We start from the raw sequence: 19,215 nt of genomic DNA, 5'->3' as shown, positions 1-19,215 counted from the left end.
GCGGCGGTGGGCGACCGTCTCGCAGCCGCGCGCCCCCGTCGCCGACCCGGGCGTGACGCTGCCCGAGCTGGGCCGCCTCGTCTGACGCGGCGGGCACGCGCACGCGCTCAGGTCAGCGCGACCGCGAGCAGCAGCATCGTCACGAGGAACCCGGTCACGAGGTTCAGCCACAGGAAGGTGCGCCAGCCGGCGTTCGCGCGCTCGCAGTCGGCGTCCGTGACGCCGCGGAATCGCCACGTGCTCACCGCGTACGGCAGCGGCAGCAGCGCGGCGAGCACACCGGGCCACGGCAGGGCCAGCAGCACCGCGGCGGCCAGCACGTACGTGGCGGTGGCCGCCCGCACGGTGGGCCGCGCGCCCAGCACGGTCGCCACCGACGCGATGCCGCCCTCGCGGTCCGCGCGGACGTCCTGCACCGCACCGAACGCGTGCGACGCCATCCCCCACAGCACGAACGCGACGAGCACGGGCCACGTCGTGCGTGCCGTCAGCGGCGCGTCGGCGAGCACGAGCGCGTACAGCAGCGGCCCGACGAAGTGGGTCGCCGACGTCAGCGAGTCGAGGACCGGCCGCTCCTTGAACCGCAGCCCGGGCGCGGAGTACGCCACGACGGCGAACAGCACGACGGCGAGCACGAGCCCCGCGGCGGGGGACCCGAGCGCGAGCAGCCAGACCACGAACGGCACGGTCGTGACGACGCACGCGACGAGGATCCGCCGGTGCACGCTCCGGGCGCGGGCCGGGTCGACGAGCCCGCCCTCGATGCCGCCCTTGCGCGGGTTGCGCAGGTCGGAGGCGTAGTCGAAGACGTCGTTGACGCCGTACATCAGCAGGTTGTAGGGGACGAGGAAGAACAGCGTCCCGACGACGAACGCCACGTCGACGCGCCCGCCGGTCGCGAGCAGCCAGCCGGCGGCGAACGGGTAGGCGGTGTTGATCCACGAGAACGGCCGCGACGCGGCGAGCACCTCACGCACCGGGGGCGTCCTCCTCCGCGGCGCGCCGCGAGCCCCACCGGGTCCGGCCCAGCGCCGTCCAGAGCACGGGCATGCCCACGGCGGCGGCGATGGCGTACGCGAAGTCCTCGAGCGGCGCGCCCCAGACGTGCACGCCGAGGATCTTGTCCGGGTCGAACACGTAGAGGCCCACCTCGATCATGAGCGTGTCGAACACCGCGGTGAGCACGCAGACGAACGCGACCGCGCCGAGCACCGGACCGCCGCGCAGCCGGCGCAGGACGGGCCACGACACGGCGAGCAGCACCGCGAGCACGATCGCGTTGAGCACGATGTTCGTCACCGGGCGCCCCCCGCGCCGACGCCCCGCGCCCGCTCGGCGCGTGCCGACGCCGCCCGCTCGAGCCCTCGCCACGCGAGCAGGGACACGTAGCAGAGCAGCGTCAGGAAGAACGCCTCCTCGACCGGCAGCTCCGGCGCCAGCAGCAGGCCCGTCAGGTGCGGCGAGTCCCCGCGGGCGAAGATCCCCAGCAGCAGCCCGGCGACGTCCCACAGCAGGAACGCGACGACCCCGGTCCCCACGGTCCACGCCGCCCGGCGCGCGTCGGCGAAGAACGCCAGCCGCCACCGGTGGTCGCACAGCGCGAGGCAGCCGAGCGAGACGAGCAGCGCCGCCAGGTACGCGAACCCGATCACCCGCGGTCCGCCGCGACGTCGCTCCACAGGCCCCGCGGCAGCGCGGCAGCGAGGTACCCGGGCCGCAGCGGCGCCGGCAGCGGGCGCGCCGACGTCTCCCCGAGCAGCCGCTTCGCGACCAGCTCGGCGCCGATGAGCACCATCGGCACTCCGACGCCGGGCATCGTCCCGCCGCCCACGTGCAGCAGGTTCGGCACGTGCCGCGAGCTGACGCCCGGCCGGAACATCGCGGACTGGCGCAGCGTGTGCTCCATGCCGAGCGCGGTGCCGCGCCACGCGTGCAGGTCGCGGGCGAAGTCGGCCGGGCCCACGACGCGCCGCACGACGACCCGCGAGCGCAGGTCCGGCACCCCCGCCCAGGCGCCCACCTGGTCGAGGAACCGGTCGGCGTGCGCGTCGAGCTCGCCCGGCCGGGCGCCGATCGACGCGTCCGCGGGGAACGGGACGAGCAGGAAGACGTTCTCGTGCCCGGGCGGCGCGGCCGTCGGGTCGGTCGCGGTGGTGCGCGAGACGTAGACGGACGCGACGTCCGGCACGCGCAGCCCGTCCGCCGGTGTCGAGCGGCCCGTGCCGAGGATGGCCTCGAAGTTCGCCGGCCAGTCCCGCGTGAAGAACAGCGAGTGGTGGCGCAGCTCCGGCAGCTCCCCGCGCACCCCGGCCATCACGAGCAGCGCGGAGATGCCCGGCCCGCGGGCGCCCCACGCCGCGTCGGGCAGGTCCGCGTGCCGCGCGTCGAGCAGCGCCGTCTCGGTGTGGTGCCGGTCGGCGCCCGACACCACGACGTCCGCCGGCACGAACGTCCCGTCGGCCAGGTGGACGCCCCGAGCCCGGCCCGTGCGGCGGGGGTGGCGGAGCGAGCGGGGCGCGTCCTCGACGTCGATCGCGACCACGTCGGCGCCCGTCCGCACGTCGACGCCCTCCTCCACGGCCGCCTTCTCCAGCGCCTCGACGAGCCGGTACACCCCGCCCCGCGGGTAGGAGACGCCCGCCGCGAGGTCGAGGTGCGTCATGAGGCTGTACAGCGCCGGCACGCGGTACGGCGACGAGCCGAGGAACACCGCGTGGTAGCTGAGCACCTGCCGCAGCACCGGGTGCTGCACGGTCCCCGCGACCTTGTCGGCGAGCGACTGCGTCAGGAGCCGGGCCAGCGCGCCGCCGCGGCGCAGGACGTCGGCCGACAGCGCCCGGTCGGGCCGCTCGAACGTCGTGTAGAGGAAGTGGTCGAGCGCGACGCGGTACGCGTCGGAGGCCTCGTCGACGAACCGCCGCATCGCGTCGCCGGCGCCGGGCTCGAGCGCCTCGAAGCGTGCGGCGTTCGCGTCCCGGTCGGCCGTGACGTCGAACGGCTCGACGGCCGGCTCCGTCCCCGGCTCCGGGAACAGCCGGTAGGCCGGGTCGAGGGGCACGAGGTCCAGCTCGTCGGACAGCCGCCGCCCGAGCAGGGCGAACGTGTGCTCCATGACCTCGGGCATGAACCACCACGACGGCCCGGTGTCGAACCGGAAGCCGTCGACCTCCCACGTGCCCGCGCGCCCGCCCACGCGCTCGTGCCGCTCCAGGAGCGTGACGTGCGCACCGCCGCGCGCGAGCAGCGCCGCCGTCGTCAGCCCGCCGACACCGCCGCCGACGACGACGACCCGCACGGGCCCGCTCACGCGCGCCACCCCGCCGCCGAGCGCACGGCCGTCGTCACCCGCGACACCACCGGCCGCCCGCGCCGCACCGCCGCCCCGGCCACCGCCCGGCCGACGACGCCGCCGACCACCACCGCCTTCTCCCGTCCCGGCACCCGCACGCGTCGTCCCTCCAGGTCCTGCGCCGGCGTGTCCGCCAGGCGGTCGAGCAGCCGCTCGTACAGCGCGAGCGTCGCCGCCACCGCGACCCGCGCGCGCGCCGGCAGCTCGGGCAGGCCGGCGCGCGCGACGGCGAGGTCCTGCGCGACCTCGTCGAGCACCGCGCGCACGTCCGCGTCGGTCAGGTGCTCGGGGTCGACGCCGGGGAAGTAGCTGCGCCCGAGGTCGCCGCGGTCCGCGCCCAGGTCGCGCAGGAAGTTGATCTTCTGGAACGCGGCGCCGAGCCCGCGGGCGCCCGCGACGGCGGTGGCGGTGGGCTCGGCGGGCGGGTCGCCCGGGCCGCGCTCGGCGTCGAGGAACACGCGCAGGCACATGAGCCCGACGACCTCCGCCGAGCCGTAGACGTACCGCTCGTAGCTCGCGCGGTCGTGGGCGCGCACGGTCAGGTCGGCGCGCATCGACGCGAAGAACGGGTCGACCTCGGCGTGGCCGATGCCCGTGCGCCGGGCGGTGCCCGCGAACGCGTGCACGACGACGTTGGTCGAGTAGCCGCTCACGAGCGCCCGCGCCGTCTGCGCCTCGAGCTCGTCGAGCTCCGCGCCGGCGTCCGGTCCGCGGTAGGTGTCGACGACCTCGTCCGCGAGCCGCACGAGCGCGTACACGGCCTCGATGTCGCGGCGCGTGCGCGGCCCGAGCAGGCGCGTGCCCACCCCGAACGACGTCGAGTACGCGCGCAGCACGACCGCGCTCGCGCGGGCGGCGGTGGCGTCGTACAGGCGCGCGCCCGCTGCGCCGTCGTGGGGTGTGCGCATGCCGTCCGTGGCGTCCCTCCGTGCCGCGCGGCGGTGCCCGCCGCGCCCGTCCCCGTGCTCGTCCGTGCCGTCGCCGGTCGTCGGCGGCGGCGCGGACGCCGGTCCCGGCGGGTCGTCCGCGTGCCTCGCGTCCGTCCGCACCGGTCAGTGCCCCCGTGCCACGAGGTCGTCCACGACCCCCGCGAGGTACCCCGCGAGCGGCTCGGGCAACGTCGTGGTCGCGAGGGTACGCGCGATGCCGGCGGTCCGGCGGGTGAGCGCGCGGGCCTCGTCGAGCGCCCCGCAGCTGCGCATGACGTCGCGCACGCGAGCCGCGCCGGCGTCGTCGAGGTCGGACAGCCCGACGTGCGCGCGCAGCACCGCCCGCCCCGACGCGCCCGTGCGTGCCCAGGTCAGCCGCAGGAGCTCGGTCCGCTTGCCCGAGCGCAGGTCGGACAGCACGGACTTGCCCGTCGCCGCGGGGTCGCCGAAGACCCCGAGGTCGTCGTCGGTGAGCTGGTAGGCCAGGCCCAGCGCGGTGCCGACCAGCGCGAGCGCGATCCGGTGCGCGCGCGACGCGCCGGCCAGGACGGCACCGGACTCGAGGGGCACGCGGAACGAGTAGGCCGCGGTCTTGAGCTGCGCGACGAGCAGCGTGTCGACGTCGGCGAGCGCCTGCACCTCGGCGCGCACGTCGAGCAGCTCGCCGGCGACCGTCGTGTCCACCCCGGCGGCCAGCAGCCGGACGAGCTCGCCGACGAGGTGCGCGGGCACCGCCGCCCCCGCCACGAGGGCGAAGGCCTGCGCGAGCGCGGCGTCCCCCGCGAGCAGCGCGGCGGCACCGGCCTGCTCGTGCTGCGCCGTGCCCGTGACGCCCGCGGCGGCCAGGCGGGCGCGGGTCACCCCGGCGACGTTGGGCCGGCCGCGGCGGACCTCGTCGTGGTCCAGCAGGTCGTCGTGGACGAGCATCGCGGTGTGCAGCATCTCCTGCGCCGCGGCGACGGGCGCCACCGCGTCGACGTCGGTGCCGCCGAGCCCGAGGTAGGCGGTGACGGTCAGGCGGGGCCGCATGAGCTTGCCGCCCAGCACGGACCCGAGGTCGGACCACAGCCGGCCGTGCTCGGGGGCGAGGTCCCGGCCGTGGCGCACGCGGTCCTCGACGGCCTGCACCAGCAGCCGCTCGGCGGCCGCGGTGACGTGCTCGACGCGGTGCGCGAGCGCGGCCCGGGCCTGCGCGTCACGGGCGTGCGCGCCGGGGGCCTGCGCGTCCCGGGCGTGCGCGCCGCGCAGGTCCGCGGCCGCCGCCGTGCCCCCGGGAGCGACGAGGCCCCGACCCGCCAGACCGGTGGGCGCGTCGCCCACCGCCGTGCCGTCCTGCGCGTCCCGCTCGTCCATGCGCCACCGTCCCCCGCTCGGATTACTCAGCATACTGAGCATGTGCATCGCCGCCACAGGGTGCTTCCGGGCGCCGACGTCCGCCGGATGCAGGATGTGTAGAACTGTTCGGTCATGTTCGATCCTGTTGGAAACCCGCCCCGCGCGGGCTACCCTGGTGCCATGACGTGGATGGTGACGGGCGGAGCGGGATACATCGGGGCGCACGTGGTGCGGGCGCTCCTCGACGCGGTGGAGCGGACCGGTGACACCACGCTGGCACCGGTCGTGCTCGACGACCTCTCGAGCGGCCACCGGGGCTTCGTCCCCGACGGCGTGCCGCTCGTCGAGGCGTCCGTGGTCGACACCGACGCGGTGCGGGCGGCGCTCCTCCAGCACGGCGTCACGGGCGTGGTGCACCTCGCCGGCTTCAAGTACGCGGGCGTCTCGGTCCAGCGGCCGCTGCACACGTACGAGCAGAACGTCACCGGCACGGCGCACCTGCTCGCCGCGATGGCCGACGCGGGCGTCGGCAGCATCGTCTTCTCCTCCTCCGCCGCCGTCTACGGCACCCCGGACGTCGACGTCGTGACCGAGGCGACCGCCACCGCGCCCGAGTCGCCCTACGGCGAGTCGAAGCTCATCGGCGAGTGGCTGCTGCGCGACCAGGGCCGCGCCACGGGCCTGCGCCACACGTCGCTGCGCTACTTCAACGTCGTCGGCTCGGGCCACGCCGACCTGTTCGACTCCAGCCCGCACAACCTCTTCCCGCTCGTGCTCGACGCGCTCGCGTCCGGTCGCACGCCGCGCATCAACGGCACCGACTACCCGACGCCCGACGGCACGTGCGTGCGCGACTACGTCCACGTCGGGGACCTCGCCGTCTCGCACGTCGCCGCGGCGCAGGCGCTCGCGGCCGGCCGCGAGCTGGAGCGCGTCTACAACCTCGGCTCGGGCGACGGCCTCTCCGTCCGGCAGGTCATGACGACGGTCGCCGAGGTCACCGGCATCGCGTTCGAGCCGGAGCTCGCACCGCGCCGCCCCGGCGACCCCGCGCGCATCGTCGCCTCCGGCGAGGCCGCCGCGCGCGACCTCGACTGGCGGATGCGGCACACGGCCGCCGACATGGTCGCGAGCGCCTGGGACGCGCACCGGCGCGCGAGCGCCTGACGGCGGCCTCCCCCTGCGGGAGGGGAGCCGGCCGCGGCCTCAGCGCGCGGCCGGCTCCAGCGCCCGCAGGCGCGGCAGCATCCCCGCGAACCGCTCGAGCTCGCGCTCGTCACCGGCGTAGACGCCCTCCGCGCGCGGCCAGTGCACGACCACGTCGCCGAAGCCGAGCGCGGCGGCCCGCTCGACGCCCTCGGCCGCGAGGTCGGCGTCCGTCAGCGAGAACGTCGGCGCGCCGTCGAGGCTCAGCCACCGCGGCACGTGCACGCCCGCCGCGCGCTCGACCGCGTCGAAGGCGTCCGCCATCTGCGCGAGCCCGTCCCACCACGCCTCCTGCGCGCCGACGCCCTCGTCGCCGGCGACAGGCCCGTAGGTGGCCCAGCCCTGCCCGTGCCGCGCCGCGAGCGCCATGCCGCGCGGCCCGTTGGCCGCGACGACGAACGGCGTGCGGGGCCGCGCGAGCGTGCCCGGCACCATGCGCGCCGCGTGCGCCGTGTAGAACTCGCCGGCGTGCTCGGTGACGGGCTGCGTGAGCAGCGCGTCGAGCACCTCGAGGAACTCCGCGAACCGGCGCGTGCGCTCACCGCGGGTCGGCGCGGGGCCCAGGACCCCGGCGTCCCACCCCTCGCCGCCCGCCCCCACGCCCAGCACGAACCGCCCGCCGGACACGTCGTCGAGACCCATGACGTCCTTCGCGAACGGCACGGGGTGACGGAAGTTCGGCGACGCGACCCACGTACCGAGGCCGATGCGCTCGGTGACCGCCGCGGCGGCGGCCAGCAGCGGCACCGTGGCGAACCACGGCTCGTCGGCGAGGTCGCGCCAGGCCAGGTGGTCGTAGGTCCACGCGTGGTCGAAGCCGTAGTCCTCGGCGCGTCGCCAGCGCTCGCGCGCCGTCGACCACCGCTCCTGGGGCAGCAGCACGATCCCGACCCTCACCACACCGGCACGCTAGCCGACGGGGGGTCACGCAGCATGCGCACCGTTGTGTCACGGAATCGTGACACCACCCACCCGTCGTCCTACCCTCAAGCGTCATGGAGCTCGAGGTGCGGCACCTCCGGATGGTCGCCACGGTCGCCGAGCACGGCAGCGTGACCAAGGCGGCCGCGGCCCTGGGCCTCGCCCAGCCGGCCCTCAGCGCCCAGCTCTCGCGCATCGACCGCACGCTCGGCGGTCCCGTCTTCGTGCGCGACCACCGGGGCGTGCACCTCACACCGCTCGGCGCACTCGTGCTCGAGCGCGCACGCACGCTCCTGCCCGCCATGGACGCCCTGGTGCTGGACGCGCACCGGCTCGCGCGGTGCGGCCAGGTGCCGGACGGACTGCGGGTCGCCGTGGTCGGGTCCGCGCTCGCCGCGGCGTTCGCCCGCCGGGTCGACGGCGGCTGCTCCGGCCGGGCCGTCCTGCGCACCGCGTGGTCGGCGGCGGGCGCCACGAACGACCTCGCCTCGGGCACGCACGACGCCCTGCTGGTCGGCATGTGCGCCGACGCGCTGCCGCCGGCGGCGTCCGGCGTGCACTGGTGGCTCGTCGGCACGGACGCCGTGCAGGTCCTGGTGCCGACGGACCACGCGAGCCCCGACGAGGCCGACCTGGCCGCGTTCGCCGACGAGCGGTGGCTGAAGGCGCCCGGCGACAGCTGCTTCACGGCGTGCTTCGTGGCGGCGTGCGCCCGCGCGGGCTTCGCGCCGCACGCGCCGAGCGAGTGCGACCGGTCGGCAGGCCTCGAGCTGGTCCGCTCGGGGGCCGGGGTGGGCCTCGCGCAGCCGTTCGGCGCCCCGCTCGACGGGGTTCGCGCCGTCGCGCTGCGCGGGCGTCCGCTGCTGTGGTCGACGTGGCTCGCGGTGCACGACACCGTGCCGGAGACGCTCCGGGCCGCGTTGCTCGCGGCGGCGCGCGCCGCCCGCACGGACGGCCTCGCGGCGGCCGCCGGACCGCGAGGCCTCGCCGTCGCGCCGCAGGCCGTGCGGGCCGTGTGACGTCGCGCAGCCCCGTGCGCCCGGGCAGCGCACCCGCGGTATGACCCAGGCGGGATGTGGTGTGACGTCGGTCATGACCTAGCGTGACACGCACGGTCACCACCGACGAGAGGCAGCCCCCCATGAACCTGAACCGCCCCAGGCGCATCGCGATCACCGCCACCGCGGCACTCGCCATGCTGCTCGGACCGCTCGCCGCCGGGAGCGGCGCGGCCCCCGCCCCGGCCGCCGGACCGGCGCCGGCGTCCGACGTCCCCGCCGAGATGATCGACGCGCTGGAGCGCGACCTCGGCGTCCCCCGGGAGAAGGCCCTCCAGCGGCTCAGCTTCCAGGCCGACGCCGCGACCCGCGTCCGGACGCTGTCCCAGGCGCTCGGCGACACCTACGCCGGCGCGTGGCTCGACCCGGCCGCCGGCACGGTCCACGTCGCGTCGACCGCACCCCAGCGCGTGCGGGGCCCCATGGCACAGGGCGTGACGGCCGTCGCCGCGTCGCGCTCCCTCGCCCAGCTCGAGGCCGTCGGCGCGCGGCTCGACGCCGCCGGCCTGCCCGCCGACGTCGCCACCTGGTACGTCGACGTCCCCGCCAACACGGTGGTCGTCGAGGCCGTCGGGCAGGACACCGCGGCCGCGGCCGCGCTCGTCGCCGCGGCCGGGGTACCGGCCGAGGCGGTGCGGCTGTCCACCACGGCCACCGCGCCCACGACCTTCATCAACGTGCTCGGCGGCAACGCCTACTACATCGGCAGCGGGAGCCGCTGCTCGGTCGGGTTCACGGTCCAGGGCGGCTTCGTGACCGCCGGCCACTGCGGCCGCACGGGCGCCACGACCAGCAGCCCGAACGGCACGTTCCGCGGCTCGTCCTTCCCCGGCAACGACTACGCCTGGGTGCAGGTCGGCTCGGGCAACACGCTGATCGGCGCGGTGAACAACTACTCCGGCGGCCGTGTCGCGGTCCGCGGGTCGACCCAGGCGGTCGTCGGCGCCTACGTCTGCCGCTCGGGCAGCACCACGGGCTGGCGCTGCGGGACCGTGCAGGCCTACAACGCCTCCGTCCGCTACTCGCAGGGGACGGTGTCCGGGCTGATCCGCACGACGGTCTGCGCCGAGCCCGGCGACTCCGGGGGCTCGCTGCTCGCGGGCAACCAGGCACAGGGCGTCACGTCGGGCGGCAACGGCAACTGCCGCACCGGCGGCACGACGTACTTCCAGCCGGTGAACGAGATCCTGCAGGCCTACGGCCTGCGCCTGCTCACCAGCTGACCCGCCCCCGCGCGTGCACCCCGGGACGCCCTCGTCCCGGGGTGCACGCGTGCCCGGAGCCTGACCGCCGTAGCGCCGCACCACGGCCGGCGCCGGGCGCGGTCAGCCCCAGCCGAGGGCGTGCAGCCGGTCGTCGTCGATGCCGAAGTGGTGGGCGATCTCGTGGACGACCGTCACGGCGACCTCCTCGACGACCTCGTCGCGGTCCGCGCACAGGGCGAGCGTCGGGTGGCGGTAGATCGTGATGCGGTCCGGCAGCGACCCCGCGGCCCAGAACTCCCCGCGCTCGGTCAGCGGCGTGCCCTCGTACAGGCCCAGCAGCTCGGGGTCGTCCGCGGGTGCGTGGTCCTCGACGAGCACCACGACGTTGTCCATCATCGCCGCTAGCTCTGCCGGGATCTCGTCGAGGGCGTCGCGGACCGCGTCCTCGAACTCCTCGCGCGTCATGTCGGCCACGGGACCATCCTCCCCGAGCGGGCGGCCACGGCGCGCCCCGGTACCCGTGGGCGCGCGTCCGCGGGGTATCTGCGCTGGTGACAGCCCTGGAGGAGGCTCGCTTTGGAGTTCCGGCCGACCACCCCGTATGGTTAACACCGGTCATCCGACGCCTCGACGTCCGGGGCGGAAACGCCCTCATCGTCTAGCGGCCTAGGACCCCGCCCTTTCACGGCGGTAGCACGGGTTCGAATCCCGTTGGGGGTACGGACCCTGCGAGAGCAGGATCAGCAGTAGGTTTTGAGCGGTCACGGCCGCTTCAAGGCCCCGTAGCGCAGTTGGTTAGCGCGCCGCCCTGTCACGGCGGAGGTCGCGGGTTCAAGTCCCGTCGGGGTCGCTGCGAGGGCCGGTCTTCGGACCGGCGCTCTCGCTGCGAGGCTCTGTAGCTCAGTTGGTAGAGCGTTCGACTGAAAATCGAAAGGTCACCGGATCGACGCCGGTCGGAGCCACCTCAGACGGCCCCGCGGGACGCCCGCCGGGGCCGTCAGTGCGTCCAGGGCCGTCGGTGTGTCCAGGGCCGTCGGTGCGTCCGGGACCGTGCAGCGCCGGCTCTCGCCTCCCTCCGCTCCCCGTCCGGGTCGAGCAGCGCCCGGCGTGTCCCGATCGGGACTCACGTCCCGGCTCCGTGCACGGGGACGCTCGTAGCGTGGGTCGTACCGACCGATCCCTGCACGAAGGACCGTCCCGTGACGATGACGACGACCACCGACCGTCCCCAGCCGCGTCCGCTCGACCCGCGCCCCCAGCCCGGCACCCCGGGGCTCACGGGGCCGGTCATCCCGGTGCCGGCGGTGACGCACCCCGCCGGCGACCTCGTCCACCCCTGGATCGACTGACCACCCGCAGGGGCGACGACCCTCCCCCGACGTCTGCGGGTCCCTGACCTCGCGCGACGGCGGCTGCACCGGCAGACTGAGCACTCCGGGACCCGCCCCGCGCGGGCACATCGCAGGAAGGTCGTGGAGATGGTCACGCACTCCGGGTGGGCGAGCGACACACGCCCCGACGCACCCCAGGACCACCGGTCCCTCGGCCAGCTGGTCAGCGACCTCAGCGAGCAGGCGTCGCGCCTCGTCCGCGCGGAGATCGACCTCGCCAAGGCCGAGATGGCCGCCAAGGCCAAGCAGGCCGGCATCGGTGCGGGCCTTCTCGCCGCCGCGGGCGTGCTCGGCCTCTACGCGTTCGGCACGCTGCTCGCGACGATCATCATCGCGCTCGCGAACGTCGTCGACGCCTGGCTCGCCGCGCTCATCGTGACCGTGGTGCTGCTGGTCGTGACCGGCGTGCTCGCCCTGCTGGGCGTCAAGCGTCTGCAGAAGGGCATGCCGCCCACGCCCGAGCGGGCCAAGGAGAACGTGCACGAGGACGTCGACGCCGTGAAGAAGGGGTTCGGAGGATGAGCGAGGACGAGGCGACGAGGATCACGACGCCGAAGATCACCGAGCTGGAGGCCGAGGTGGTCGTCAGCCGCGGCCAGCTGGCGTCCACGGTCGACGCGCTCGCCGAGCGCCTGGACCCGCGCGTGCAGAAGGACAAGCTGGTCGCCGACGGCAAGCGCCTGGTGTTCGACGCAACCGACGCCGCCGCCCTGCCGGAGGACCGGTCGCGGGCGCGCAAGATCTTCGCCGTCGCCGGGGGCGTGGCGGCGCTCGTCGTGGCCGGCATCGTGCGCAAGGTGACGCGCTAGGCGTCCTGAGCACGACGGGCCCGTCCAGGGGCGTCGTCGAAGGACCGTCGTCGACAGACGAGAGACCTCCGGGTCGAGCCGGGCCCTCGGGCACCGGGCTCGGGCCGGAGGTCTCGTCGCGCCCGGCGCCTGGCCGGCGCAGGCGAAGGCCGCGTCGGCTGGTGCCGACGCGGCCTTCGCGGCTCACTGCTCGTCCGCGGCGTGACCGCCGCGCCGCGTCGCCGACCCGTCCGGACGGCCGTCACCCGTTCCGTCGGCCCACGCACTCCCCCGCGGTGCGCGTGCCCCGACCTCGGCGACGGTCGCGGACGGGGTCAGGACGCGGTCTGCCGGGGCTGCGGGACGCCGTTGAGCAGGTCCCGGACCTCGGACTCCCGATAGCGGCGGTGACCGCCGAGCGTCCGGATGGACGAGAGCTTCCCGGACTTGGCCCACCGGGTCACCGTCTTCGGGTCGACCCGGAAGAGGGTGGCGACCTCCGAGGGCGTGAGCAAAGTCTCCGACTCTGGCGAGTGAGCGGACATGGATTCCTCCTCTGTCGGTTCGGGCAGGCGACGGGCTTCTTCCGCTGACTGACCGTGGTGAGCTCGCGGCGCCGCGTGCTCCTTTTAGCATGGACGAATCTGACACATGCGGCAGTCCTGGACACAGCGAGGTGGCGCCTCGCGTGGCCGGCGTCGCACGTCCGACCTCCCTCCGGCGTCCCGTCGGGCGCCGTGTGATCCAGCGTAAACCTGCCCAATCCGGACAGCCAACCTGAGTGGCTTCCTTTCCGCCGAGGGCGTAGCGCGGGGCCCGGCGGGCCCCGCCAACCCGCCGTGTGACCCGGGCTTCAACCCTCTGATCAGCGCAGATGCGCCTCGGACAGCGTTCGGGCGGGCCGGAGAGCTCACCGATCTGCGGCGTTCAGCCGATCAGGCGACGCACGTCACTCACGTTTCACCCACTCGGAGGCATCTCCGTTACTCATGCGTATCAGTACGTGGGACGCAGCACCCAGGCGCCCCCGTGCCTCCGCCCGGCGGCCCGCAGGTCGCTCGGCCCGACGCTCCGGCTCCGCAGCGTCGGTGGACACGCCGCGACCGGCCGCGCCCGCGGTGCCGACGCCGGGCCCCGGTGCGGGCGGCCGGGACGCGACAGCAGGACCCCCGGCGCCCACGGCGCCCGCGAAGGGCGCGCCGGTGGTCGGAATGGATCGCGACCATGTACCGTTGCCACACGAAGAGACTCAACAGCACCCCGGGGCCGCTCGTGTCAGCACGGAGCCGCCCCGCTTCCACGTTAGAGGGGGTCGATGCCATGGGGCGCGGCCGTCAGAAGGCAAAGCAGACGAAGGTGGCCCGGGAGCTGAAGTACTTCAGCCCGGACACCAACTACAGGGCCCTCGAGCAGGAGCTCTCGTCGCGTAGCCGAAACGATGTCGTCACGGACAGCCGCCGCAGCGCGGTCAGCACGGACGACGACGACCCCAGGAGCTGGGACCCCTGGTCCCCGGGTGACGACGAGCGCTGACGCGCTCGGCACACCGCCCCGATCTCGTACGCGGTGACGCGGCTCGATGATCGCGTCACTCCTCACGTCGTCGCCGTCCTGGCGCCGTCGGTGGCCCGTCCCGCCCGCCGCACCACCGCGGCAGGCAGGGCGGGCTGCCGTCCTGCCGCCGCCGTGACGCCCGGGGCGCCCGGGCGGGGTCCGGGCCTCGTCACCCGTGCCCGCTCGGCGCGACGGGCGCCCGCAGCCCGTCAGCCGGCCCGGTAGGCCCCGCGCATGCGCACGGCGCCGCCCTGCACGCCCTTGGTGCCCGCCACCACGTCCGGTGACGCCGCGTCGTCGTCCGTCGGCGGACGCACGGCGCCCAGCACCCACGCGGGCACGCCACGGTCGCGAGCGGCCCGCTGCACGTCCTCCGCGACGTCCGGCGCGACGATGGCGACCATGCCGACGCCGAGGTTCAGGGTCCCCTCCAGGTCGCCCCACGGCACCCGGCCCAGCTGCTGCACGAGGCCGAACACCGGCGGGAGCTCCCACGCCGCGCGGTCGACGTCGGCGACCAGTCCGGGCGGCAGCACGCGCGCGACGTTCGCGGCGAGTCCGCCACCCGTCACGTGACTGAACGCGTGCACCTGATCGGCGCCGAACGCGTCGACCAGCGCGAGGCAGTCGGCGGCGTAGACGCGCGTGGGCTCGAGCAGCTCCTCGCCCAGCGTCCGGCCGAGGGTGTCGACGTGCCGCTCGAGGCCCCACCCGGCGACCTGGATGACGCGGCGCACCAGCGAGTAGCCGTTGGAGTGCAGCCCCGAGGACCCGAGCGCGACGAGCACGTCGCCGGCTCGGACCCGGTCCGGGCCGAGCAGCCCGTCGGCCTCGACGACGCCCGTCGCCGCACCGGCCACGTCGTACTCGTCGGGGCCTAGCAGTCCCGGGTGCTCGGCGGTCTCGCCGCCGACCAGGGCCGTCCCCGCGACGGAGCACGCCGCCGCGATGCCGCGCACCACGTCCGCGATCCGCTCGGGCACGACGCGCCCGCACGCGATGTAGTCGGTCATGAACAGCGGCTTCGCGCCCACCACGACGATGTCGTCGACGACCATGCCGACCAGGTCGAAGCCGATCGTGTCGTGCACGTCGAGCGCCTGCGCGATGGCGACCTTCGTGCCGACCCCGTCGGTCGAGGTCGCCAGCAGCGGCCGCCGGTACGCCGTCAGCGCGCTCGCGTCGAACAGGCCGGCGAACCCGCCTACCCCGCCGAGCACCTGCGGCCCGTGGGTCGCGCGCACGGCGTCCTTCATGAGCTCGACGGCCCTGTCGCCCGCGTGCGTGTCGACGCCCGCCGACGCGTACGTCACGGGCTGCGTCACGGCGCTCACGGGTGCTCCAGCGCGCTCGCGCCACCGGCCGTGGGGACGATCGACAGCAGGCCGTCCTCGGGCGCGCCGAGGGGCAGCTGGTTCTGCTCGAGCAGGTGCTTGCCGAGCTCCTCGCCCGACGGCAGCTCGATCGGGTAGCGGCCGCTGAAGCACGCCGTGCACAGCTGCGTCGCGGGCTGCTCCGTCGCGGCGACCATGCCCGCCTCCGAGATGTAGCCGAGGGAGTCGGCCCCGAGGGACGACCCGATCTCCTCCGGCGAGAGCCCGTTGGCGATGAGCTCGGCGCGCGAGGCGAAGTCGATGCCGTAGAAGCACGGCCACTTCACCGGGGGCGAGCTGATGCGCACGTGCACCTCGGCCGCACCCGCCTCGCGCAGCATCCGCACGAGGGCGCGCTGCGTGTTGCCGCGGACGATCGAGTCGTCCACGACGACGAGGCGCTTGCCGCGGATGACGTCGCGCAGCGGGTTGAGCTTGAGCCGGATGCCGAGCTGGCGCAGGGTCTGCGACGGCTGGATGAACGTGCGCCCCACGTACGCGTTCTTGGTCAGGCCCTGCCCGAACGGGATGCCGGACTCGGCGGCGTAGCCGACCGCCGCGGGCGTGCCCGACTCGGGCACCGGGATGACGAGGTCGGCCTCGACCGGGTGCTCCTGCGCCAGGCGGCGGCCCATCGCCACCCGCGCGGCGTGCACCGAGCGGCCCTTGATCGACGTGTCGGGGCGCGCCAGGTAGACGTACTCGAAGACGCACCCGGCGCGGTCGACCGGGGCGAACCGCTGCGAGCGCAGGCCGTCCGCGTCGATCGCGATGAACTCGCCGGGCTCGACCTCCCGCACGAACGAGGCGCCGACGATGTCGAGCGCCGACGTCTCCGACGCGACGACCCACCCGCGCTCCAGCCGCCCGAGCACGAGCGGGCGCACGCCCTGCGGGTCACGCGCGGCGTACAGCGTGCGCTCGTCCATGAAGACGAGGCAGAACGCGCCGCGCAGGCGCGGCAGCACCTCGAGCGCCGTGGCCTCGAGCGTGTGGTCGGGGTCGCCCGCGAGCAGCGCGGTGATGAGCGCGGTGTCGGTGGTGTTGCCGCGGGCGAGCTCACCGCGGCGCTGCGGCCCGTACCGCTCCTCGACGAGCTGGACCAGCTCCGCCGAGTTCGTGAGGTTGCCGTTGTGCCCGAGGGCGACCGTGCCGGCTGCCGTGGCGCCGAGCGTCGGCTGCGCGTTCTCCCAGGTGGACCGGCCGGTCGTGGAGTAGCGCGCGTGCCCGATGGCGATGTGCCCCTGCAGGGCGTTCAGCGCCGTCTCGTCGAAGACCTGGGAGACGAGGCCCATGTCCTTGTAGACGAGCAGCTGCCGGCCGTTCGAGGTCGCGATGCCCGCCGACTCCTGCCCGCGGTGCTGCAGCGCGTAGAGCCCGAAGTAGGTGAGCTTGGCGACCTCTTCGCCGGGAGCCCAGACGCCGAAGACGCCGCAGGCGTCCTGCGGGCCTTTCTCGCCGGGAAGGAGGTCGTGGTTCAGACGTCCGTCTGCGCGGGGGGCCACGCGACCATGGTGGCACACCTCACGCTGCCAGGCCCTGCCCGGTCGCCGTACGGGGGGACGCGGGTCGGCTGCCCGGTCAGCGCTGCCGGCGCGTGCTGCGCCGGTCCGCGAGCACCGCGAGCAGGCCCCCGACGAGCACGCCGAGGAACGCGCCGGCCACCGCGCAGAACGCGCGCACGGCGTTCTCGCCGCCGAGGAACGGCAGCACCCCGCCGTCGCCGCCCGCCGCCGCGCCGTCGGGCGCGAGCACCGCCGCGAGGACGAGCCCGAGGACGGCCCCGACCAGCGCACCCGTCACCAGGAAGGCGCCGTACCGCGGGGCGCGGCGGACCGTCGCGGGCGTGGCGACGCGCTCGAGCTCCTCCTCCGACGGGACGGCCGGGGCGGGTGGGCCGTCCGTGGCCGGTGCCGCAGCGGACGCCGTGGCACCGGAGGGGTCCGCGACGGGGCGCGGGTCCGCCGGGGCCCCGGCGCCGCCGTCGACGGCGTCCGCGGGCAGGCCCGCGGGGCGGTCGGGGGTGGGCCGGTCGTCGTCGGCGTGGGGCTCGGGCACACGTCGATCGTAGGCGAGGGGCCGCGCGACGGCCGGTCGTCAGCGCTCGCGGGCCGCCTGCAGGGGCAGGAGCACCGACAGGTCCGCCCGCTCCCCCGACGCGTGCACGCGGCCGGCGGCCACCGCCTCGTGCCACGTCGTGCGGCCGGTCGCGAGGGCGAGCCACGTGGCCGGGTCGGTCTCGACGACGTTCGGCGGGGTGCCGCGGGTGTGCCGCGGGCCCTCGACGGCCTGCACCGCGCCGTCCGGGGGCACGCGGACCTCGACCGAGTTGCCGGGCGCCACGTCGGCCAGCTCCTCGAGCGTGAACCGCACGGCGGTGCGGCGGTCCCGGACGGTGGCCGCCTCCGGGTCGGCCCGCCAGGCGGCGAGCGCGGCCCGCCCGTCGGCGGGGTCGGTGCGGCGGCGCGGTGGCATGGGCCGATCCTGCCGCACGCCCCGGGGCCCGACCGTCGGGACCGACGCGACGAGGCCGCGGACGTCGGGGACGTCCGCGGCCTCGTCGGGTGCCGGCGAGCCGGCGTCAGCTCACCAGCGCGCGTTGCGGGCGAGCTCGAGGGCCATCTCCTGCCACCACTGACCCGCGGCCGGGCCGCCGTTGCAGGCGCCGTCCGACTCGCCGGGCAGCTTCACCCAGAGCAGCGCGTCGAGGCCGGCCACGCCGGTGCTCGTGGTGGGTCGCTCACCGAGCGCCCGCCCGCGCGGGTTGCACCACTCGCCGTTCGAGCCGTTGCCGTTGCGCGAGGTGTCGATCACGAACGTCCTGCCGCCGGTCAGGCGGGAGATCTCCTGGCCGTACGCGATGGACTCCGCGGTCGTGCGGTAGTTCGACGTGTTCAGCGCGAAGCCGACCGCGTGCTCGAAGCCGACGAGCTGGAGGCGGCGGGCGGCCTCGGCGGCCGTCAGCCACGCCGAGTGCCCGGCGTCGATGTAGACGCGCGCACCCGCCTGGGTCAGCGCGCGAGCCGCGTACTTGAGGAAGCCGATGCGGTCGCCCTGGCCGGCGCAGTCGCCGAGCTGGGCGAGGGCGTCCGGCTCGAGGATGAGGATCGGGCGGCCCTGGATGCCCTGGGCGACCTGGTCGACCCAGCGGGCGTACTCGGACTCGGCGACGCCGCCGCCCGAGTGCGAGCCGCAGTCACGGCCCGGGATGGCGTAGAAGACGATCGTCGCCGTCTTGCCGGCCGCGAGCGCCCGGCCCGTGTAGTCGCGCAGCTCCGCCTGCGCGACCGACGCGTCGGACCAGTTGCCCACCCAGTACGCCTGCGGCGTCAGGGCGATCTTCTCGAGCAGCGCCTTGTCCGCGCCCGACGCGGCCTGCCACGCGCGGTAGGACTGGTTGGCCGTGTCGACGTAGAGCGAGCCGGACGTCACGGGCGGCGGCGTCGTCGTCGGCGTGGGGGTCGGCGTCGGCGTCCGCGTGGGGGTCGGCGTCGGGGTCGACGTCCGCGTGGGGGTCGGCGTGGCCGTGGGCGTGGCGGGCGGCGTACCGACCGTGCCGGTGCAGACGGTGCCGTTCAGCGTGAACTGCGACGGCACGGGGTTGCTCCCCGACCACGACCCGTTGAAGCCGAACGTAACGGTGCCGTTGGTGGGCACCGAGCCGTTCCAGCCGATGTTGCGCACCGAGACCTGCGAGCCGGAGGTCGTCAGCGCGCCGTTCCAGAGCTGGCCGATCTGCTGCCCGGACGCGAGCGTCCAGCGCAGGTCCCAGCTCGTCAGGGGGTCGCCGAGGTTGGTCACGGTGACGTTGGCGCCGAAGCCGCCGGGCCACTGGCTGCTGACGGCGTAGGAGACGCGGCAGCCGGGTGCGGCCTGGGCGGCGGTGCTGGTCAGGGCCGTGAGGCCCGCGGTGACGACCGCGGCGGCGGCGACCGCGGCGGCCACCTTCCGGCGGACGGACGTCACCGTCGTCGTGCGGGGGGACATGTGCGCTCCTCGGGTCGGGAGGGTGAGCTCCGCGCGAGGCGCGGGCACCGGTGGCGCGGGGAGCGGCCGTCGTCGATGACGTCGGCGCCTCGCGCGATCGCCCTGAGCAAACCCGACGA

The 19,215-nt window shown here is 75.6% G+C and carries 21 protein-coding genes and 3 tRNA genes; 10 read left to right on the top strand and 14 right to left on the bottom strand.

Annotated elements, in window-relative coordinates:
• Nucleotides 1-107: 107 nt before the first annotated feature.
• The 6 genes from E5225_RS02960 to E5225_RS02935 all read right to left on the bottom strand — a co-directional run bounded on the left by E5225_RS02960 (nt 108) and on the right by E5225_RS02935 (nt 5,631).
• Entirely contained in the window at nt 108-977 is an 870-nt protein-coding gene (locus E5225_RS02960; RefSeq protein ID WP_135972991.1) for a prenyltransferase, read from the bottom strand.
• Nucleotides 970-1,299 (bottom strand): lycopene cyclase domain-containing protein, encoded by a 330-nt coding sequence (locus E5225_RS02955; RefSeq protein ID WP_135972990.1) that lies wholly within the window; start codon nt 1,297-1,299, stop codon nt 970-972. The genes E5225_RS02960 and E5225_RS02955 overlap by 8 nt, the downstream gene beginning before the upstream one ends.
• On the bottom strand, nt 1,296-1,652 hold the full coding sequence (locus E5225_RS02950) for a lycopene cyclase domain-containing protein (protein WP_341765625.1): 357 nt from the start codon (nt 1,650-1,652) through the stop codon (nt 1,296-1,298). Before E5225_RS02950 ends, E5225_RS02955 begins: the two co-directional genes overlap by 4 nt.
• On the bottom strand, nt 1,649-3,307 hold the full coding sequence (crtI, locus tag E5225_RS02945; protein WP_135972989.1) for a phytoene desaturase family protein: 1,659 nt from the start codon (nt 3,305-3,307) through the stop codon (nt 1,649-1,651). Before crtI ends, E5225_RS02950 begins: the two co-directional genes overlap by 4 nt.
• The gene (locus tag E5225_RS02940) at nt 3,304-4,257 is read right to left on the bottom strand and encodes a phytoene/squalene synthase family protein (RefSeq protein WP_135972988.1); all 954 of its coding nucleotides are present in this window, start codon (nt 4,255-4,257) and stop codon (nt 3,304-3,306) included. Before E5225_RS02940 ends, crtI begins: the two co-directional genes overlap by 4 nt.
• A gap of 144 nt (nt 4,258-4,401) precedes the next feature.
• The gene (locus E5225_RS02935; protein WP_135972987.1) at nt 4,402-5,631 is read right to left on the bottom strand and encodes a polyprenyl synthetase family protein; all 1,230 of its coding nucleotides are present in this window, start codon (nt 5,629-5,631) and stop codon (nt 4,402-4,404) included.
• 162 nt (nt 5,632-5,793) lie between these two features.
• On the opposite strand from E5225_RS02935, the gene galE reads away from it, so the two are divergent.
• Nucleotides 5,794-6,780 carry a UDP-glucose 4-epimerase GalE gene (gene galE / locus E5225_RS02930; protein ID WP_135972986.1) on the top strand — a complete coding sequence of 329 codons (987 nt, stop codon included), beginning with the start codon at nt 5,794-5,796 and terminating at the stop codon, nt 6,778-6,780.
• Between the two features lie 39 nt (nt 6,781-6,819).
• Here the strand turns inward: galE and E5225_RS02925 are convergent, their stop codons facing one another.
• Nucleotides 6,820-7,719 carry an LLM class flavin-dependent oxidoreductase gene (locus E5225_RS02925; protein ID WP_208012503.1) on the bottom strand — a complete coding sequence of 300 codons (900 nt, stop codon included), beginning with the start codon at nt 7,717-7,719 and terminating at the stop codon, nt 6,820-6,822.
• A 95-nt stretch (nt 7,720-7,814) separates the two neighbouring features.
• Here E5225_RS02925 and E5225_RS02920 point away from each other — a divergent pair, with 95 nt between their 5' ends.
• Both E5225_RS02920 and E5225_RS02915 read left to right on the top strand, forming a co-directional pair.
• Nucleotides 7,815-8,759 (top strand): LysR family transcriptional regulator, encoded by a 945-nt coding sequence (locus E5225_RS02920; protein WP_135972985.1) that lies wholly within the window; start codon nt 7,815-7,817, stop codon nt 8,757-8,759.
• 122 nt (nt 8,760-8,881) lie between these two features.
• A complete protein-coding gene (locus E5225_RS02915) occupies nt 8,882-10,021 on the top strand; it encodes a S1 family peptidase (RefSeq protein WP_135972984.1) in 1,140 nt (379 codons plus the stop codon).
• A gap of 102 nt (nt 10,022-10,123) precedes the next feature.
• Here E5225_RS02915 and E5225_RS02910 read toward each other — a convergent pair whose 3' ends face one another.
• The gene (locus E5225_RS02910) at nt 10,124-10,468 is read right to left on the bottom strand and encodes a metallopeptidase family protein (RefSeq protein WP_135973000.1); all 345 of its coding nucleotides are present in this window, start codon (nt 10,466-10,468) and stop codon (nt 10,124-10,126) included.
• A 182-nt stretch (nt 10,469-10,650) separates the two neighbouring features.
• On the opposite strand from E5225_RS02910, the gene E5225_RS02905 reads away from it, so the two are divergent.
• The 6 genes from E5225_RS02905 to E5225_RS02885 all read left to right on the top strand — a co-directional run bounded on the left by E5225_RS02905 (nt 10,651) and on the right by E5225_RS02885 (nt 12,203).
• Nucleotides 10,651-10,723, top strand: a tRNA-Glu gene (locus E5225_RS02905).
• 56 nt (nt 10,724-10,779) lie between these two features.
• Nucleotides 10,780-10,853 (top strand) — tRNA-Asp (locus E5225_RS02900).
• Nucleotides 10,854-10,892: 39 nt separating this feature from the next.
• A tRNA-Phe gene (locus tag E5225_RS02895) sits at nt 10,893-10,965 on the top strand.
• A 237-nt stretch (nt 10,966-11,202) separates the two neighbouring features.
• Nucleotides 11,203-11,352: a hypothetical protein gene (locus E5225_RS17415; RefSeq protein WP_166435928.1), complete on the top strand. Its 150-nt coding sequence runs from the start codon at nt 11,203-11,205 to the stop codon at nt 11,350-11,352.
• A 129-nt stretch (nt 11,353-11,481) separates the two neighbouring features.
• A complete protein-coding gene (locus E5225_RS02890) occupies nt 11,482-11,916 on the top strand; it encodes a phage holin family protein (RefSeq protein WP_135972983.1) in 435 nt (144 codons plus the stop codon).
• Nucleotides 11,913-12,203, top strand: coding sequence for a DUF3618 domain-containing protein (locus tag E5225_RS02885; protein WP_135972982.1), 291 nt, complete (start codon nt 11,913-11,915; stop codon nt 12,201-12,203). The genes E5225_RS02890 and E5225_RS02885 overlap by 4 nt, the downstream gene beginning before the upstream one ends.
• A gap of 314 nt (nt 12,204-12,517) precedes the next feature.
• Here E5225_RS02885 and E5225_RS02880 read toward each other — a convergent pair whose 3' ends face one another.
• The gene (locus E5225_RS02880; RefSeq protein WP_135972981.1) at nt 12,518-12,727 is read right to left on the bottom strand and encodes a BldC family transcriptional regulator; all 210 of its coding nucleotides are present in this window, start codon (nt 12,725-12,727) and stop codon (nt 12,518-12,520) included.
• 775 nt (nt 12,728-13,502) lie between these two features.
• Here E5225_RS02880 and E5225_RS02875 point away from each other — a divergent pair.
• Nucleotides 13,503-13,715, top strand: coding sequence for a DUF3073 domain-containing protein (locus E5225_RS02875; RefSeq protein ID WP_135972980.1), 213 nt, complete (start codon nt 13,503-13,505; stop codon nt 13,713-13,715).
• A 230-nt stretch (nt 13,716-13,945) separates the two neighbouring features.
• Here the strand turns inward: E5225_RS02875 and purM are convergent, their stop codons facing one another.
• The 5 genes from purM to E5225_RS02850 all read right to left on the bottom strand — a co-directional run bounded on the left by purM (nt 13,946) and on the right by E5225_RS02850 (nt 19,096).
• The gene (gene purM, locus E5225_RS02870; protein ID WP_424945129.1) at nt 13,946-15,070 is read right to left on the bottom strand and encodes a phosphoribosylformylglycinamidine cyclo-ligase; all 1,125 of its coding nucleotides are present in this window, start codon (nt 15,068-15,070) and stop codon (nt 13,946-13,948) included.
• Nucleotides 15,067-16,614 carry an amidophosphoribosyltransferase gene (gene purF / locus E5225_RS02865; protein ID WP_135972979.1) on the bottom strand — a complete coding sequence of 516 codons (1,548 nt, stop codon included), beginning with the start codon at nt 16,612-16,614 and terminating at the stop codon, nt 15,067-15,069. The genes purM and purF overlap by 4 nt, the downstream gene beginning before the upstream one ends.
• A 76-nt stretch (nt 16,615-16,690) precedes the next feature.
• Nucleotides 16,691-17,167, bottom strand: a complete 477-nt coding sequence (locus tag E5225_RS17700) for a histidine kinase (protein ID WP_208012502.1) — start codon at nt 17,165-17,167, stop codon at nt 16,691-16,693.
• A 39-nt stretch (nt 17,168-17,206) separates the two neighbouring features.
• Nucleotides 17,207-17,584 carry a sterol carrier family protein gene (locus E5225_RS02855; RefSeq protein WP_135972978.1) on the bottom strand — a complete coding sequence of 126 codons (378 nt, stop codon included), beginning with the start codon at nt 17,582-17,584 and terminating at the stop codon, nt 17,207-17,209.
• 111 nt (nt 17,585-17,695) lie between these two features.
• Complete coding sequence (locus E5225_RS02850; protein ID WP_135972977.1) at nt 17,696-19,096, bottom strand: glycoside hydrolase family 6 protein; 1,401 nt, start codon at nt 19,094-19,096, stop codon at nt 17,696-17,698.
• Between the last annotated feature and the right edge of the window lie 119 nt (nt 19,097-19,215).

Source organism: Cellulomonas shaoxiangyii (assembly GCF_004798685.1).
Classification (GTDB): Bacteria; Actinomycetota; Actinomycetes; order Actinomycetales; family Cellulomonadaceae; genus Cellulomonas; species Cellulomonas shaoxiangyii.
Note: the sequence above shows the minus strand (reverse complement) of the source record. Positions and strands in the feature narration are given on the sequence as shown.